Origin of the sequence: Paenibacillus sp. FSL R5-0475, from assembly GCF_038004585.1 — a bacterium.
Lineage (GTDB): Bacteria > Bacillota > Bacilli > Paenibacillales > Paenibacillaceae > Paenibacillus_AQ.
Genome location: NZ_JBBORK010000001.1, coordinates 3709072 through 3725294, shown reverse-complemented (window position 1 = coordinate 3725294; position 16223 = coordinate 3709072). Strand labels below are relative to the sequence as shown.

The following is a 16223-nucleotide window of genomic DNA, read 5'->3' as shown; positions in this document are numbered from 1 at the left end:
ATTGAAAAAAATAATAATCGGTTAGGCTGGCTTTTTGCCAGCCCTTACCTTATTTTTTCGACTGTGTTTTTCTTGGGCCCGCTTATTTGGTCTCTATATTTGTCTTTTACTAACTGGGACTTGATTTCACCAACTTATGATTTTGTAGGATTCAAGAATTTTACCAAAGCATTAGGCACACCAGGGGTAAGATCGGCATTTTGGGTAACGTACAAATTTATGATCGTATTTGTACCGATTGTCACAGCTATGTCGCTTTTTGTAGCGGTAATTGTAAAAGGCTTACCAAAATTAAAAACCGTATTTCTTATTGGATTCTTCTTGCCTTACCTATCCTCAGGGGTTGTTGCATCCCTTATTGTTAAAGGCTTTTTGTCACATACAAGTCCTGTTCAGACGTTTCTAAGGGATCGGTTAGGTCTTGATATTGACTGGCTCGGCGGATCTTTCTCGGCATTGTTCGTCGTTGCGATGATTATGGCTTGGAAATTTACAGGTTACTATGCGTTAATTCTTACTTCAGGTTTAGAAAGCATTGATCAGGAAGTATATGAAGCAGCGGCAATTGATGGCGTGAAGGACAGCCAAAGGTTCTGGAGAATTACGTTGCCTTTGCTTTACCCTGCGATTTATACAACCTTAATTTTATCCTTTGGTGCAACATTCGGCATCTTTACTGAGGTCTACCAATTAACAGGCGGCGGACCGAACTATGCAACGAATACATGGCAAATGGAAATATACAGTCAAGCATTTAAGAACCTGCAGGCAGGTTACGCATCAGCTATCGCGATTATGGCTGCGGTTGCGACATTTATATCTATATTCGTAATCCGAAAAATTCTGGAAATGTGGGGTAAGCGCAATGGTTGGGTCTAATTCAAACATCAAGCTCCGGCTGTCGATCCGCTATCTGATTGCGATCGTACTGCTCGTGATTATGGTATTCCCCTATTTATATATGGTATTGAACTCACTTGCAGATTGGTCACAGGTAGACCGGAAGCTGATACCGACGAAATTTACGCTGCGCTCGTATCAATGGCTCTTTACAGGTGGTGAGACCGGGATTACAAGACCATGGATTCACGCCTTCTTTAACAGTGTGTTCGTTTCCCTGGTATCTACAGCCTTAATGATGATGTTCGCGATTATGGTCGCTTATGCGTTGGCGAAGCTGAAATTCCGCGGGAGAGACTCTATTAACAACTTTGTGTTGTTTCATATGTTCTTTCCGGCAATCATTCTGATCATCCCTAACTTTTTGATTATTCAAAAAGTAGGACTGTTCGATACGTATTGGGCGCTCATTATTCCCAAGGCGATGAGTTTATGGGGGATCTTCATGTACACCAACTTCTTTAAGGCGGTACCCGACGCTTTCATTGAAGCCGCCAAGCTGGATGGGGCATCCGATTTCAAAATCCTGTATAAGATTATGATGCCGATGTCGAAGTCCATTACGACCGTTGTATTCCTATTCCTGCTAATGGAACGCTGGACAGAGCTCCTATGGGATATGATCGTCGTCCGAAGTGACGGCATGTTAACATTGAACGTTTTATTATCTCAGATGTTCGGTCCGTATCAATCGTATCCGGGTCCGATGTATGCCGGTGCAGTGATGCTCACCTTGCCAATCATTATTTTGTTCATTATTTTCGGCAAGAAGTTCCAGGAAGGCATGCAATTTAACTTGAAATAGGTCTGCACAGGAGGGGTTATCGGTTGGAACAGCCGTGGTGGAAAGGGACGGTATTCTATGAAGTGTATATGCCAAGCTTCTGTGATAGTAACGGGGATGGGATTGGTGATTTCGGCGGTCTTACTTCCAAGCTGGATTATTTGCGGGAACTTGGCATCGGAGGGATTTGGCTAACGCCGTTCTATAAGTCTCCAAAAGTAGATAACGGGTATGACATTGCAGATTATTGTCAGATTGATCCAGACTTTGGAACGATGGAAGATTTTGAACGGTTTATTCAGGAAGCGAGGGCTCGAGGGATCAGAGTGATTGCCGATCTTGTCCTGAATCATACGTCTTCAGAGCATGCATGGTTCAAGGAATCCCGATCCTCAAGGACGAACCCGAAGCGGGATTGGTACATTTGGAAGGACGCGGTGAACGGCGGCGTACCTAATAACTGGGAATCGTTTTTTGGTGGAACCGCGTGGGAATGGGATGCTGCAACAGAACAGTATTACTATCATGGGTTTGCGAAAGAACAGGTCGATTTGAACTGGGCGAATCCCGAAGTTAAAGAAGCGATGAAGGATGTTATGGCTTATTGGCTGGGCAAAGGCGTAAGTGGCTTCCGGTTAGATGTTATCAACTTCTTATCGGTGTCCGATCAATTCCCGGATAACCCGATGGATGAAGTAACGGGTGAGCAGAAGCATGTACATGATCAGAATCAAGATGGAATTATGGATGCCATCAAGGAAATTAGCAGGTTTGTTCATGCGCATAGCGGAATGTTCATGGTAGGTGAAGTCGGCTCTGAAGATATGGACATGCTGAAGCGTTACAGCGGAACGGGTAAGTTTGATGTGGTCTTTAACTTTAATCTGGGAAGCCAGAAGGAATTTAGTCCAGAGAATTTGTTCGCCGAGCTTAAGATGATGGAGCAGGTACACCGTGAGGATCAGATTCCAACGTTATTCTTCGGCAGTCATGATATGGATCGCGTGATTTCGCGTTTTGGCGAAGGGGACGCGGAGATTGAGGAAGAACGGGCCCGCCTTATGGCAACGCTGGCCTTGACCGCAAAAGGGGTACCTTTCCTATATTTCGGTGAAGAGATTGGGATGCGGAATTTCGTAGCCCATAAGCTGGAAGATATGCGGGACATCCAAGGATTGAAGGCATATGAAATCGCACTACAGCGGGGGATAACCCGGGCGGAAGCCCTGAAAATTGCGAATGCAAAGGGAAGAGATGCGTCTCGCTCACCAATGCAATGGAACGCAAGTCCACATGGCGGGTTTACGTCAGGAACACCATGGATTGGCATGGGCCCAAATTATCAGCAATTAAACGTGGAGTCCGAATGCAATCAACCGAATTCATTATTACATTATTATAAAAAGCTTCTCCACTTGCGCAATACACAGGATGTATTTCAATTCGGGGATTATGACGTGCTGGAACGCAGAGGCAATCTTATTTTATATGTAAGAACATTGAAAGAAACCAATACCAGAGCGCTCGTAGCCTTGAATTACGATAATCAGAGCATACAGATTGATCCTAGTGAGCTGCTGGATGGGCAAGCAACTAATATATTATCAAGCCGCCGAGACATAGTGAGCGGTACAGACTTGGTAACTCTGTTGCCGAATGAAGCCGTAATATGGATGCGTGCGCCGCTATTATTTGACTAGAGAGGAATTTTATTATTATGAAACTGCTCAAGAATGCTGTGAAGACATGTGAACAACTGCTCATGGAATACGCGATGAAAGACGTATCCGTAACCAATACACAGAAATTAACATTCACAGGTGTAGATCATAAAGATGTCTACAATATTACAGCTCCATTCCAAGATGAGGGTGAGTGGGTGATTGCGGGTCGGGTTGAATCCCGTGACAGCGAGCATTCCGATGTCGTTTTTTTTGTCGAACGTGATGGAAAATGGGTACCCCGTGAAGGAGCGCCTACCCTTGAACTTCAAGATCCTTTTTTCACGAAAATTAATGGCGAATTGATAGTTGGAGGCGTTCAAATTTATCCACATCCGGTAAAGGCTGATGCCTTAATGTGGCGTACAGTATTCTACCGCGGGAAGAACATCGCGAGCTTAGAACCATTCTTTAAAGGACCGGATGGGATGAAAGATCTGCGCCTAGTGGATCTGAAAGATAGCATCGGAGTACTGACCCGCCCTCAAGGAGATAAAGGAGGACGCGGTAAAATCGGCTTTACCCGCATTGCATCGTTAGAAGCGTTATCTATTCCATTGATCGAAGAAACACCGTTATTGGATGGACAGTTTGTTGACGAAGAGTGGGGCGGTGCGAACGAAGCACACTTGCTAAAGAACGGACTGCTCGGTGTTCTTGGGCATATCGCATCTTTTGATGATGCGGGCGATCGTCACTATTACCCGATGGTATTCGCTATCGATCCGGCAACAGGTGAGTACTCGGATATTCAATTAATCGCTGTACGCAATCAGTTCTTGCCAGGCGTTGCCAAACGTTCTGATTTGGAGGATGTCGTGTTCAGCGGCGGGCTCGTACGTCATGAGGACGGTACAGCTAATATATATGCAGGAATCAGCGATGCGGAAGCACAACGAGCAACAATCCCTGATCCTTTTGCTCAATTTGAAATTTTATAAGTATGAAATCCATTTGGTTAAGGGAGTTATTACAACATGAAAATCTATCGTTATGAACAAAATCCACTTATTACACCGGCTGACGTTAAGCCGTATCACGATGACTTTGAAGTGATTGGTGCATTTAATGCCGGTATTGCTAGCTATAATGGTGAAATATTAATGTTTCTCCGTGTAGCAGAACGCCCAATTAGCAAGGATCCAAAAATTGTGAAAGCTCCGATTTATAATCCGGAGACCAATGAATTGGATATTTTGGATCTGAATACAGATGATGAGCGCTTCGACTTCTCTGATCCGCGTGTGATTAAGAATAAATCCGCTAGTGCTACATTTCAGTACTTGACTTCATTATCTTATATCCGAATCGCTCGAAGTAAGGATGGACATCATTTTACGGTGGATGAGAAGCCATTTGTGTACCCTTCCAATTCACTGGAGACCTTCGGGGTAGAAGATCCTCGGGTAACCCAAATTGGGGATACCTACTATATTTATTTCTCGGCAGTCTCCCCTGTGGGCGTTGGAGAATCACTGGTATCAACCAAAGATTTCGTGAATGTAACTCACCACGGCATGATCTTTGGGCCGGATAATAAAGACGTATTGATTTTCCCAGAGAAAATTAACGGCAAATATTATGCATTGCACCGTCCAACAACGAAAAGTACGGGAGATCCGGAAATATGGATCGCAGAATCGGACAACTTATTATATTGGGGTAACCATAAGCATCTGATCGGTTTGCGTGAGGGGATGTGGGATAGTGGCCGGATTGGCGGCGGTGCGGTTCCATTCAAGACCGATAAAGGCTGGCTGGAGCTGTATCACGGAGCCACGCTGGAACATCGTTATTGCATGGGAGCAGTTTTGTTAGATCTAAATGACCCCTCGAAGGTGATTGCGCGCTCCAATGCTCCTATCATGGAGCCGGAAGCGGATTATGAGAAGAACGGATTCTTCGGCGATGTTGTATTCTCTTGCGGTGCACTCGTGGAAGGCGATGTTGTTAAAATGTATTACGGAGTCGCGGATACATCAATGGCTTGCGCAGAACTTAGTGTACAAGAAATTTTAGATAGCTTGATATACGTATAACAATAAAACGTCAAAACCGAAGTGGTTTTGGCGTTTTAATTTGGGAGAGAGGATGAAGAGAATGAACATTAAATTAACTGAAAACTGGAAACTTCGTGATTTTCATGTGGGGGAAGCCCGGGATCTTGAAGTTGCATCGCCAGAGTTTATTGATTATTTCTGGATGACCACCTCAGTGCCCGGTGACATCCATACGACGCTTCGGGAGAAAGGCATTATTGATGATCCTTTCTTTGGCCACCAAGATCAGAAATGCCGTTGGATTGAAGAAAAGGTATGGTGGTATCGTACGGTCTTTTCATACGATTCTGATCTTAAACCTGGTGAGAAGATGGAGCTATTATTCGAAGGGTTAGATACCTATGCAACCGTATATCTCAACGGTGTGGAGCTTGGATCAACAGATAATATGTTCATTAGCCATTCATTTGATGTAACCCGTGAATTAAATAAAGGGAAAAATACGCTTGCCGTAAAATTTGATCCTATTCATGTACACGCTGGCGATAAAGTCCAATATTATTGGTCGGGCTATAGTAAGAAGCGGATTTGGACACGTAAAGCGCAGAGTCATTTTGGCTGGGACTGGGGTCCGCGTCTGGTCTGTGCAGGCATATGGAAAGAGGTACAGTTGATCAAACGGCGTCATGCACATTTAGATCATGTGTTTGCCCGTACAACTTCGATAGAGGGTCAAGTAGGTGTTGTTGATGTGGATTTATGCGCACATGCCTTTGATCGCGGATGTTCGTATACGGCGCGTGTGGAACTATTAGACGGGACGGAACGTGTTGCGGAAGCGAATGTTGCTTTGGACAGAGCTTCAGGGATTACAGTTGACGGGGCGATTACTGCGCGTACGCTTCATCATTCAGTTACCTTGCAGGTGATGGATCCAAAGTTATGGTGGACCCATGATCTAGGAACGCCTTTCTTATATCATCTACGCGTTACGTTATTTGCTGATGGGGAGCTAATAGATACCTATGAGCAGCCATTTGGGATTCGAAAGATCGAATTGATGCAGTTGGATGAAGAAGGGCGCCATGCTTTTACTTTTGTATTGAACGGCGTAAAAGTTTTTGCTAAAGGTGCAAATTGGATCCCTATTGATAGCTTTATTGCGACCGTGCCAGATAGCCGCTATACACATCTGCTTCAGATGGCCAAGGATGCCAATATGAATATGATTCGCGCTTGGGGTGGAGGCATTTATGAGCGGGATATTTTCTTTGATGAATGTGATCGGTTAGGAATTTTAATCTGGCAGGACTTCATGTTCGCTTGTGCATTGTATCCAGATTACAATCGTAATTTCATGAATAATGTTCACCGCGAAATTGAGCAGGTCGTAAAACGTCTTCGCAGTCGTACGAGCCTTGCTCTATGGTGTGGGAATAACGAGAATGATTGGTTGTATGAGGCACTATCCTCTAACGGCGAGATCACACATCCCTTTTATGGAGAAAAAATTTATCATGAGCTCATGCCCGCAGTACTAGAGCAACTCGATCCCACACGAACGTTTTGGCCTAGCTCGCCTTTTGGCGGCAATGATCACAATTCACGTGATGTGGGCGATACCCATAACTGGCAAGTCTGGCATGGGAATAATGAGCCGCGTCAGTTTGGTGAACCGCAGACACAGGATTATAGTGTTGAAGGGATATCGTTCAAACGATTCAAGTCAGACTTCACGAAATTCGCCAGTGAATTCGGGCTGCATGCCGCTTCCAATCGTTATACCTTAGCAAAGAACATGCCGGACAATCAGTTCTATTGGGATAGCGATGAAATGAAGTATCGTAATAAAGATGTCCATTATCCTAAGGGCATTATGCTCATGGAAGGTTATACAGGAGTTCCGAAGGATATCAATGAATATATTCAATTCTCGATGCTGACCCAGGCAGAGGGATTGAGGTATGGCATTGAGCATTACCGCCGTAATAAGCCGGATACAAGCGGGGCTTTATTCTGGCAGTTCAATGATTGCTGGCCGGGAACAAGCTGGTCTGTTATCGATTATTATGGTTTACCAAAGGCGAGCTACCACTATGCGCGTAAATTCTTTGCACCGGTACTCTTATGTGTAGATCATGATCCGAATGGACTGCTGCAGTTATGGGCTCTAAATGATCGCCGTGAAGCTTATCAGGATGAGGCGGAATTAACGATCTATCGGATGGATGGTACAATTGTATATCAGCGTGCATTCGACGTTACCGTTGATTTGAACAGTAAAGTTAATTTTGCCAAGTTAACTGAAGCTGAGGTACTGCAGCAACATAGCGCTTGCGAGGTTGTGGTCGTACTTCGTTCGAAGAAACGGGTAACAGAAGATTATGTACTCTATTTAAGAGACTATAAGGATATGGATTATCAACCCGCACATGTTCAGATCTCCGTGGATGAAGCGAAAGGACATATCCACTTGATCTCAGATCGCGTTGCCCGGATGGTGATGATCGAACTAGATGCACCCTGGGTGATTATGGACGATAATTTCTTTGATCTGATTCCGGGTGAGGAGAAGACGGTTCGTGTGCATCATGTGGATGCCGGGGCACTGCCTTGGGAGACTTTACGTGTAACGGCAATGAATGATGCGGGTTAACAAAAACTTGGATTTAAGGAGATGAGTTAAGATGAAGGCGGCTGTATTTCAAGGAACTAAGCACATTGAATTTAAGGACTGGGAAGCTCCGGCTGTTGGCTCCAAAGAAGTTAAACTTCGTGTGAAATGCTGCGGGATCTGTGGTACAGATCAGCATATTTATCATGGATACCCAGGGTCTGCGGAGGTGACAGCTCCGATTGTGTTAGGACATGAGCTTGCGGGCGAAATAGTGGCTGTAGGTAATGAGGTTACGACCTTACAAGTGGGGGACCGTGTATCGGTTGATCCGAACATCTATTGTGGAAACTGTTATTTTTGCCGGAATGGAAAAGTACATTTATGCGATAACTTGCAGGCTGTTGGAGTAACTCGTGACGGTGGCATGGGCGAGTATTGTGTTGTTCCTGTAGCGAACTGTTACTTGCTACCTGATGAAATGAGCTGGATCGAAGGGGCGATGATTGAACCTTTAGGTTGTGTACTTCACGGTTATAAGAAGCTGGATATCCGTAAGGCACACCAAGTCCTGATTATCGGCGGAGGTTTTATTGGTCAATTGTTCTTGCAGCTCGTCAAGGCTGCGGGTGTTAAAGGGATTATTGTCAGTGAGCCAGAAGTGTTCAAACATGACCAATTAGTCGAATTAGGTGCGGATGAAGCCGTATCTCCTGCAGCAGAAGGTGTGATGGAAGCTCTCCATCATCAATTTGATATTGTGATCGAATGTGTAGGCCGGGCGGATTCCATGGAGCTGGCGGTTAAGGCATCGCGTAAGGGTGGACAAGTCTTAATGTTTGGAGTTGCTTCCCCGGACACGTTGATTCAAGTCTCACCATTCGAAATTTTTACAAAAGAGTTGAACATCATGGGTTCTTTCATTAATCCATATACCCATGAGGAATCGATTGCGTTAATTGAGAAGGGGATCGTTCAGATTGAGTCGTTGATTAGCCATCAGTTTTCGCTGAAAGATATACCAGAAATCATGGGCGAATATCCGAAACTGCGTGTTTCTAAAGGGATTATTGTGCACGAGAGGTAGTATTTAATCATAGTAAGCGTACAACAACGATGACTATTGGCTATTTGCCATAGGTCATCGTTTTTTTGTGGGCAAAAACTGGCTGCGACGAGGTCTCTCTTTATAAAATATTGAAATTAATATTCAGTTGAGAATCCCTTCACTATCAGTTTACGATTCAGAGTTAGAGTTAAAGGAGGCCGTGAGAAAAAGGAGCTTTGTCATGAACACAGATCCTAAAGTACTTATTGTTACGTCGGCATTTGGGGACGGGCATATGAAAGTGGCTGAGGCCATCGAACATTCATTTAGACGTCGGGGGATTAGTAGGATTACAACTATGGATCTATTCGCTGCAGTCCACCCTACCTTAAATGAGCTATCCCGAAGATTCTATTTAAACAACACGGGGTATACGCAAGAATTTTATGGATTCTTGTACACAATGACGAGCAAGATGAGACCAGAGCAGTTCATGGGTAGACTCATCCATTCTATGGGCAAACGAAAAGTACAAAGGATCATCGACGAGATACAGCCGGATATTATTATTCATACCTTTCCTTATTTGGCTGCTGCTGAACTAGCTACAACAACAGGAAGTCGAACACCTCTGTTCACGGTTATGACGGATTATGTAGTTCATGGCAGGTGGCTTCACCCACGAACGACGAAATATTTTATCGCTTCAGAAAGCATGAAGGCGACTCTGATGTCAGCAGGGATCGCTGAAGAGAAGCTTGTGGTCAGTGGGATTCCCATTCGCGAGGCTTTTGAACAGTCTCAGGATCGTGAAGCGCTTTTGCGCAAACATGGGTTAAACGGAAATCGTCAATATCTATTACTAGCGGCAGGAGCTTACGGCGTATTAAGTGACATTGGCGGTTTAATAAAACGAGTACTGCTTCAATCAAGCTTCGATGTCATCGTATTGTGCGGGAATAATCATAAGCTTCGAGAAGCTACGGGGGAGCTTTTTCAAGAGAACCCTCGAGTTCACATTTTGGGATATACCGAAGAAATGCAGGAGCTGATGTGCATAGCTTCCTGTCTATTGACCAAGGCTGGCGGGATTACCTTGACTGAGGCGATGGCTCAAACACTTCCAGTTATCGTCTACCGACCTCTCCCCGGTCAGGAGGCAGGCAATGCAGAATGGTTATCTGGGCAGCATTTGATAGAGATTGCACGAAATGAGGAGCAGGTAGTAGAGCAGCTCCAGCGATTGGAGCATATGGCGTACAGAGATGAAAGCGAACAGCATATGAAGGTCTTTTCGCGGAAATCAGCCTCGGATGCTATCGTTACCGAAGCTTTAGAGGCTATTAAATTGCGTCAGCCCTCTGTTCCCGCAGCAAAATCCATGCTTGTTGAAGGGCAGGCGAAGACGATTCATGGATATTATTAGGAAGAAAGAAAGACAACAGCAGACGTTTACCCGCCTCGCAATGATTCTCTTTTTTATAGAGTGGATAAGAGGGGCTGTCCTAATCACGTTCTTACCCACTTATATATTGACGAGCTGGGGGCTTACAACGTCAGTAGTTGGCATTGCGGTCTCCGTACACTATTTAACGGACAGCTTGATCAAAAGCTTCATCGGCTATCTCTTGGATAGATATCCTGGGCGTACCGTGCTTCATGGAGGGTTCTTTCTTGGGTTCGTTGGACTGTTATTGATGGTGACAACGCATAGTCCGTGGATGCTTATTGTAGCCTCTGCTTGCTTAGGTGCTGGATTCTCACCGATCTGGATCCTATGTATGAGCCAGGTATCAGAGGAAAAACGAGCACAACAGATGGGAACCTTGTACGTATACTGGATGGCTGGTCTAGGTCTGGGTCCCGTAATGATGAATTTGTTAATTGGTGGTGGTCTGTCACTGTCCCTTGCTGTCATTGGATTATTTTTCGTAGCGGGCTGGATCATGGTAGGTCTTGTAAAGATGAACAAGGTCTCGGTGCAGAGTGTGAATATATCCGTAGGTGAGCAGTTTGTATCTCTATGGAACAAAGTAAAAAAGGGAGGATTTCTGGTCCCTGGCATGCTGCTGCAGACTACAGCGGGCGGGATACTAGTTCCTTTTCTAACAAGCTTTGCTATTTCGCATCTGGGTCTGTCCCATTCTCAGCTGTCTATCGTGTTATTTATGGGAGGAGCAGGCGTAGTTCTATTTCTTGTGCCCATGGGAAAATGGTTTGATCAAGTCGGAGGGAAGTGGTTCCTTGTCATTGGGTTCGGCGTATTTGCGGTTGCCTTGTTCGGCTTAACTTCTATTAATTCCTTCTCCGCCGCCATTGGGCTCTCGCTTCTGCTAGGGTGTGCTTATGCTGCTTTGCTTCCCTCTTGGAATGCTTTAATGGCCAGTTACATTCCCGAAGATTCTGTAGGGATCAGCTGGGGACTATTGTTTTCCATAGAGGGTTTAGGGGTGGTTATTGGTCCGCTAATTGGAGGCTGGCTGGGAAGCTCAGGAAATCAATTGCTGCCTTTTCAAGTCAGTGCCTGTTTGTTTGGATTGATTAGTGTTGTCTACTTGCTATCCCCCGCCCGATTATTTATTCACAGAAACAGAGGGATGGAGAAGCTTCCAAATGTATCGTAGTTAAGATTTATTTAATAGACTCTTCACAACGAATTTAGGAATTGCACCTAAGCTTAATATACAAGACTAAATAAGTAATGAAGGGAAGGAACAAAGAATTTCAATAAAATTATTAGTATATCTTCCTTAGGACAATCAAACAGACATTTTAGTAAAGTCGATAATACACTATAAAGTAAACCATTCCTTCCATAATGTAGAACTGATCTTTCTCAATACGCTCAATCACGCTTCAGTACTTATATAGACTTTTTATGTAAAGGGAACATGAACCGATACGAAATCGAATTCGAATTCTTTCGGAAAGGAGGGAATAAAGGAATGGTAATTTTGTCGACTGGTCCCATTTCCAATAATCTCATTGGTGGTGTTAGACCGTCCAGCTTCGTTACGATTAAAATAGATAATCGTAACGAGGCGGATTATTCAACGATCTTAATTGAGGGATTTTATTTAAATGGTACGAGAACTATATATGTTCAAGAATTGATGTTAGTACTAACAAACACTGTAATCACTCGTAACTATTCTGTAGAATTTGACGCTTTCGAATTTGTGTTTACGATCGTAGGTCCAGCTGAAAATGAAACGCAGGTTTCCTTATGGGGTAAAGATGAATCCCGGGAATTGGTAGCAGCCCATCGTATTCTATCGGACGAACTTTTAGGTAGCGTTGAAGTTGTAACGGGAGCAACGGGAGCGACAGGTGCAACGGGAACAACCGGAGTGACGGGAGTGACTGGAGCAACCGGAGTAACGGGAGCAACAGGAACAACCGGAGTGACGGGAGTGACTGGAGCAACCGGAGTATCGGGAGCAACAGGAGCAACGGGAGTGACTGGAGCGACAGGAGCAACGGGAGCAACGGGAGTGACAGGAGCAACAGGAGCAACGGGAACAACGGGAGTGACGGGAGCGACAGGTGCAACGGGAACAACCGGAGTGACGGGAGTGACTGGAGCAACCGGAGTGACGGGAGTGACTGGAGCAACCGGAGTAACGGGGGCAACAGGAGCAACGGGAGCAACGGGAGTGACGGGAGTAACTGGAGCGACAGGAGCAACGGGAGCAACGGGAGTGACGGGAGCAACGGGAGCAACGGGAGTGACTGGAGCGACAGGAGCAACGGGAGCAACAGGAGCAACAGGAGTAACGGGGCCTGTACCTGTATCGGCATTTAGAGTTAATAAAGATGATCAGCAACAATTAATTGGAGACACTGTTATCACCTTCCAAACTGTAGAATTTGATTTAAATGGTGAGTTTAACCCACTAACCTCAACGTTTACGCCTATTCAGAATGGTATATATTTAATTATCGGATCGATATTCTTCGTAAATAATCTAGTTGCTGATTTCAAAGCATCTGTTCGTATTGAGAAAAACGGAGTGGTTGTTGCTGAAGATTCAGAAGTAAGTCTCGGTTCCTTTGGTAACGCAATTTACGTGGAAGTCTCTTCTATACTTTTATTACAGGCTGGTGATCAAGTACGTATCAGGGCTAACGCGTTGTCTGGCACAATATTTGCACAAGGGGGTATCGGTCTACCAGAACGTTGCCACTTTGAAGCTGCGAGATTTCCCTCGCCCACATAGAATCTTTTCTGTATCCCACAACCTGCCCATCGGAAGATAATGCAATAGGGTACTTGCTTAACGCGGGGGATTTGCTCTCGCTTTTTTTGCGGTTCACTGAGAAATGTCTATTTATTGAAGGCAAAGTTAAGCAACATCTGAGGTAGTTCTATGGTTTTTGAAGTATAAAAAATGTATTCGACTCTTATCCGGATATGCGGGACTATTTGGAGTAATTAATCAATTTATCCTCTCCTGCAACTCCCCTGACTTCCGGCGCCGCCGACTCATGAATACCAAAGACAATGCAATGATCGTGAGAATAATCCCAAGTACTTGAAATCCCTCAAAGCTGAACTTGCCTCTCATTACGATGCCTATCAACAAGGAAGAGAGAATGGTTCCCAAATATCTTGAAGTATTAAATAAACCGGATGCTACGCCGATCATTTCCTTGGGTGAACTTTGGAACAAAGCTGCTTGCATACCTACATTATTCAACCCATTGCTAATCCCGAATGCAGCCAAAGCCAGGCACACCCTAATAACCGGTGAAGATTGATTCAAAGTCACGAGCCATACCGATCCCGCAGTCATCAATATTGCAGACACTAGTAGTGCCGGTCCTGGTCCGGATTTATCGATCCATCGTCCTGCTATTGGAGAAGTAACTAGAGAGCATAGGCCTAAGGTTAGCATAAGTATCCCTGTTTGATACTCGCTGACATGGCGAACCATTTGCAAGTAGGACGGAACTCCGAAAAAGAGTGAGTAAAAGAGTACATTAACGAGCATGAATTCCACATTAACCCATGTCATTGCAGGATATTTGGCGAATGTGCGTAAAGGGATAAAAGGCGAAGTCGCTTTTAACTCATGTCGTACGAATACCCCTAGCAGAGCGAGTCCTATCAGTGAAACAATGACATTTCCTACAGCGATGTGCCCGGATGATTTTGCTGAGAGTAATCCAATGAGCAGGGCAACCAGTCCCACTGTGAAGAGCAGGATCCCTGATCCATCTATCCAATTGATCCATTTGCGAAGGGACATGCCCGATGAAACGGTTAATGACGAGTTTTCCTTAGGGATATTTCTCCAAGACAATAGAAAGCTCACTACCACAAATGGAATATTAACGAAAAAGATAGCGGGCCAGCCCCACCAGTGTATAATAACCCCGCCAATAAAGGGTCCAATGGCTGCCGCACCAGATAGGAAGATGGATAAAACAGACAGCGCTGTCGCTTGTTTTTCCGTTACATGAATTCGCACTATAGCCATACCGACGGCAACCATCATGCTTGTTCCAATGGCTTGCACAATGCGGAACACGAGGAGCCATGCGAAGCTTGGTGCGAATGGAGCTAATAATGAGGCAATGAAGGCTACTACAAGCCCGGTAAGAAATATCTTCCTCCTACCAAATAAATCGCTGGCCTTTCCCATGACGGGTTGAGCGATGCTACTAGCAATGTAGAAAGAAAAAATAATCCAGGAAACACCTGTATAGTCAAGTTGGAATACATTTTGCAATCTTGGAATAGCAACAGAAACCATTGAAGAGTTTAATGGGTTCAATAGTATCCCTAGACCCACTGAAATCATTAACCACCAATTACGAGCACTCATTTTGTGTCCCCCTAAAGCGTATTAATGTCATCCTACTTGATTTTAATTATTCATTCCAACGCATTTTATGTTATATTCTCATTGACTTAAAGGAATGAATGGGGTGCGAAATGGAACTTCTACAGCTGCAATATTTTCTCGCGGTAGCTCGGTTGGAACATGTGACCGAAGCTGCGCGCAATCTGCACGTTACTCAATCATCACTTAGCAAAACAATACAGCGCTTGGAGGAGGATCTAGGGGTCCCTTTATTCGATCGAGTAGGGCGGAACCTGCGTCTGAATGAGTTCGGAAGCAGATTCCTTCGCCGTGCAGAAAGAGCTTTGTTTGAATTGGAGCAGGGAAAGCAGGAGCTTAGCGATTTATCTCACCCGGAACATAACACGCTAGAATTAGCGGTTACCACCGCCAGTACATTACCCAGTATCCTTCGCGAGTTTCGAAAAAAGAGACCTGATATTCAATTTCATGTGCAGATGCTGACTACGAAGGAAATGGTTACACTTTTGGATAGAGGAGAGGTGGATTTCTGCCTGTCATCTCCCCCTATAGAAGGGAACGACATCGAATGCCAAGTCGTATTTATCGACCCAATCCTTGTAGCGGTTCCTAAGGGGCATCGGTTGGCAGATCGAAGCAGCGTATCTTTGATAGAGCTGAGAGATGAATGGTTCGTCGGGGTTAAGAGTGGTTATGGAACTCGGGATTTAATAGACTCTGTGTGCCAATCGGTCGGATTTACGCCTAAATATGTATATGAGGGGGATGAGCCTGCAAGGTTGATCACGCTTGTGGAAGCTGAGATTGGTCTTGCCTTCATACCAAGTACAGCAAGAAATTCACGGGAAGACATCAAATATCTCCAAATAGAGAATCACGAATTGGTACGGGAAATTGCTTTAATATGGCACAAGAGTCGGTATATTTCGCGAGCTGCTCTGGAATTTCGTAAGGTAGTTGTAGAATATTTCGGATCGTTATCCAAAGAGGCTTAAGACAATCGGGGATGGTTATCTAGAGGTATTTAACTGGATGCAAAAGAACAATTGCATCCAGCTCAAGAACGCATAGTCTATAGAAATATTTTATAATGAAGATGTAGAAAAATCAGGTAGTGTTTAGTTATCTGATGTTGGTTCTTCCATAAACCATGAGATATGGGTGCATCTCTTACAAATAAGTATAGCAGCGTTTTTATTCGCCCAGTCAAATCCTAGAAAGGATGCTCCACTTGTGTTAAGCAGTTTATAATCCAGATGAAAGGTATCGTTTTGACAACAAGGACAGGTTATTCGCGCGCCTGCAGCACTGTATCTCATTTTAAA

12 protein-coding genes are annotated in these 16223 nt (G+C 44.6%); 11 read left to right on the top strand and 1 reads right to left on the bottom strand.

The window, feature by feature from the left end:
• The 10 genes from MKX41_RS16765 to MKX41_RS16720 all read left to right on the top strand — a co-directional run bounded on the left by MKX41_RS16765 (position 1) and on the right by MKX41_RS16720 (position 13287).
• A complete protein-coding gene (locus MKX41_RS16765; RefSeq protein WP_179085781.1) occupies positions 1–879 on the top strand; it encodes a carbohydrate ABC transporter permease in 879 nt (292 codons plus the stop codon).
• Positions 866–1705 (top strand): carbohydrate ABC transporter permease, encoded by an 840-nt coding sequence (locus MKX41_RS16760; protein ID WP_076284699.1) that lies wholly within the window; start codon positions 866–868, stop codon positions 1703–1705. The genes MKX41_RS16765 and MKX41_RS16760 overlap by 14 nt, the downstream gene beginning before the upstream one ends.
• Before the next feature lie 23 nt (positions 1706–1728).
• Positions 1729–3384, top strand: a complete 1656-nt coding sequence (locus MKX41_RS16755) for an alpha-glucosidase (protein WP_340971989.1) — start codon at positions 1729–1731, stop codon at positions 3382–3384.
• Positions 3385–3401: 17 nt separating this feature from the next.
• The gene (locus MKX41_RS16750; RefSeq protein ID WP_340971986.1) at positions 3402–4346 is read left to right on the top strand and encodes an MTP-1 family protein; all 945 of its coding nucleotides are present in this window, start codon (positions 3402–3404) and stop codon (positions 4344–4346) included.
• Between the two features lie 36 nt (positions 4347–4382).
• Positions 4383–5444, top strand: coding sequence for a BtaManbiosPhlase (locus MKX41_RS16745; RefSeq protein WP_339266434.1), 1062 nt, complete (start codon positions 4383–4385; stop codon positions 5442–5444).
• 67 nt (positions 5445–5511) lie between these two features.
• A complete protein-coding gene (locus MKX41_RS16740) occupies positions 5512–8061 on the top strand; it encodes a beta-mannosidase (RefSeq protein WP_340974954.1) in 2550 nt (849 codons plus the stop codon).
• Between the two features lie 31 nt (positions 8062–8092).
• Entirely contained in the window at positions 8093–9106 is a 1014-nt protein-coding gene (locus MKX41_RS16735; protein WP_340971984.1) for a zinc-dependent alcohol dehydrogenase family protein, read from the top strand.
• Positions 9107–9308: 202 nt separating this feature from the next.
• A complete protein-coding gene (locus MKX41_RS16730) occupies positions 9309–10493 on the top strand; it encodes an MGDG synthase family glycosyltransferase (RefSeq protein ID WP_340971982.1) in 1185 nt (394 codons plus the stop codon).
• The gene (locus MKX41_RS16725) at positions 10480–11691 is read left to right on the top strand and encodes an MFS transporter (protein ID WP_076284695.1); all 1212 of its coding nucleotides are present in this window, start codon (positions 10480–10482) and stop codon (positions 11689–11691) included. Before MKX41_RS16730 ends, MKX41_RS16725 begins: the two co-directional genes overlap by 14 nt.
• Before the next feature lie 321 nt (positions 11692–12012).
• Entirely contained in the window at positions 12013–13287 is a 1275-nt protein-coding gene (locus MKX41_RS16720; RefSeq protein ID WP_340971980.1) for a hypothetical protein, read from the top strand.
• Between the two features lie 219 nt (positions 13288–13506).
• Here MKX41_RS16720 and MKX41_RS16715 read toward each other — a convergent pair whose 3' ends face one another.
• Entirely contained in the window at positions 13507–14898 is a 1392-nt protein-coding gene (locus tag MKX41_RS16715; protein WP_340971977.1) for an MFS transporter, read from the bottom strand.
• 110 nt (positions 14899–15008) lie between these two features.
• Between MKX41_RS16715 and MKX41_RS16710 the strand changes: the two genes are divergently transcribed.
• On the top strand, positions 15009–15893 hold the full coding sequence (locus tag MKX41_RS16710; protein ID WP_339242994.1) for a LysR family transcriptional regulator: 885 nt from the start codon (positions 15009–15011) through the stop codon (positions 15891–15893).
• The last annotated feature ends 330 nt before the right edge of the window (positions 15894–16223 follow it).

What these genes read in the sequence shown, in the direction of transcription:
- MKX41_RS16760 (WP_076284699.1), top strand. Translation starts at nt 866, where the DNA reads ATGGTTGGGTCTAATTCAAACATCAAGCTCCGGCTGTCGATCCGCTAT.
- MKX41_RS16750 (WP_340971986.1), top strand. Translation starts at nt 3,402, where the DNA reads ATGAAACTGCTCAAGAATGCTGTGAAGACATGTGAACAACTGCTCATG.
- MKX41_RS16745 (WP_339266434.1), top strand. Translation starts at nt 4,383, where the DNA reads ATGAAAATCTATCGTTATGAACAAAATCCACTTATTACACCGGCTGAC.
- MKX41_RS16735 (WP_340971984.1), top strand. Translation starts at nt 8,093, where the DNA reads ATGAAGGCGGCTGTATTTCAAGGAACTAAGCACATTGAATTTAAGGAC.
- MKX41_RS16730 (WP_340971982.1), top strand. Translation starts at nt 9,309, where the DNA reads ATGAACACAGATCCTAAAGTACTTATTGTTACGTCGGCATTTGGGGAC.
- MKX41_RS16725 (WP_076284695.1), top strand. Translation starts at nt 10,480, where the DNA reads ATGGATATTATTAGGAAGAAAGAAAGACAACAGCAGACGTTTACCCGC.
- MKX41_RS16720 (WP_340971980.1), top strand. Translation starts at nt 12,013, where the DNA reads ATGGTAATTTTGTCGACTGGTCCCATTTCCAATAATCTCATTGGTGGT.
- MKX41_RS16715 (WP_340971977.1), bottom strand. Translation starts at nt 14,898, where the DNA reads ATGAGTGCTCGTAATTGGTGGTTAATGATTTCAGTGGGTCTAGGGATA.
- MKX41_RS16710 (WP_339242994.1), top strand. Translation starts at nt 15,009, where the DNA reads ATGGAACTTCTACAGCTGCAATATTTTCTCGCGGTAGCTCGGTTGGAA.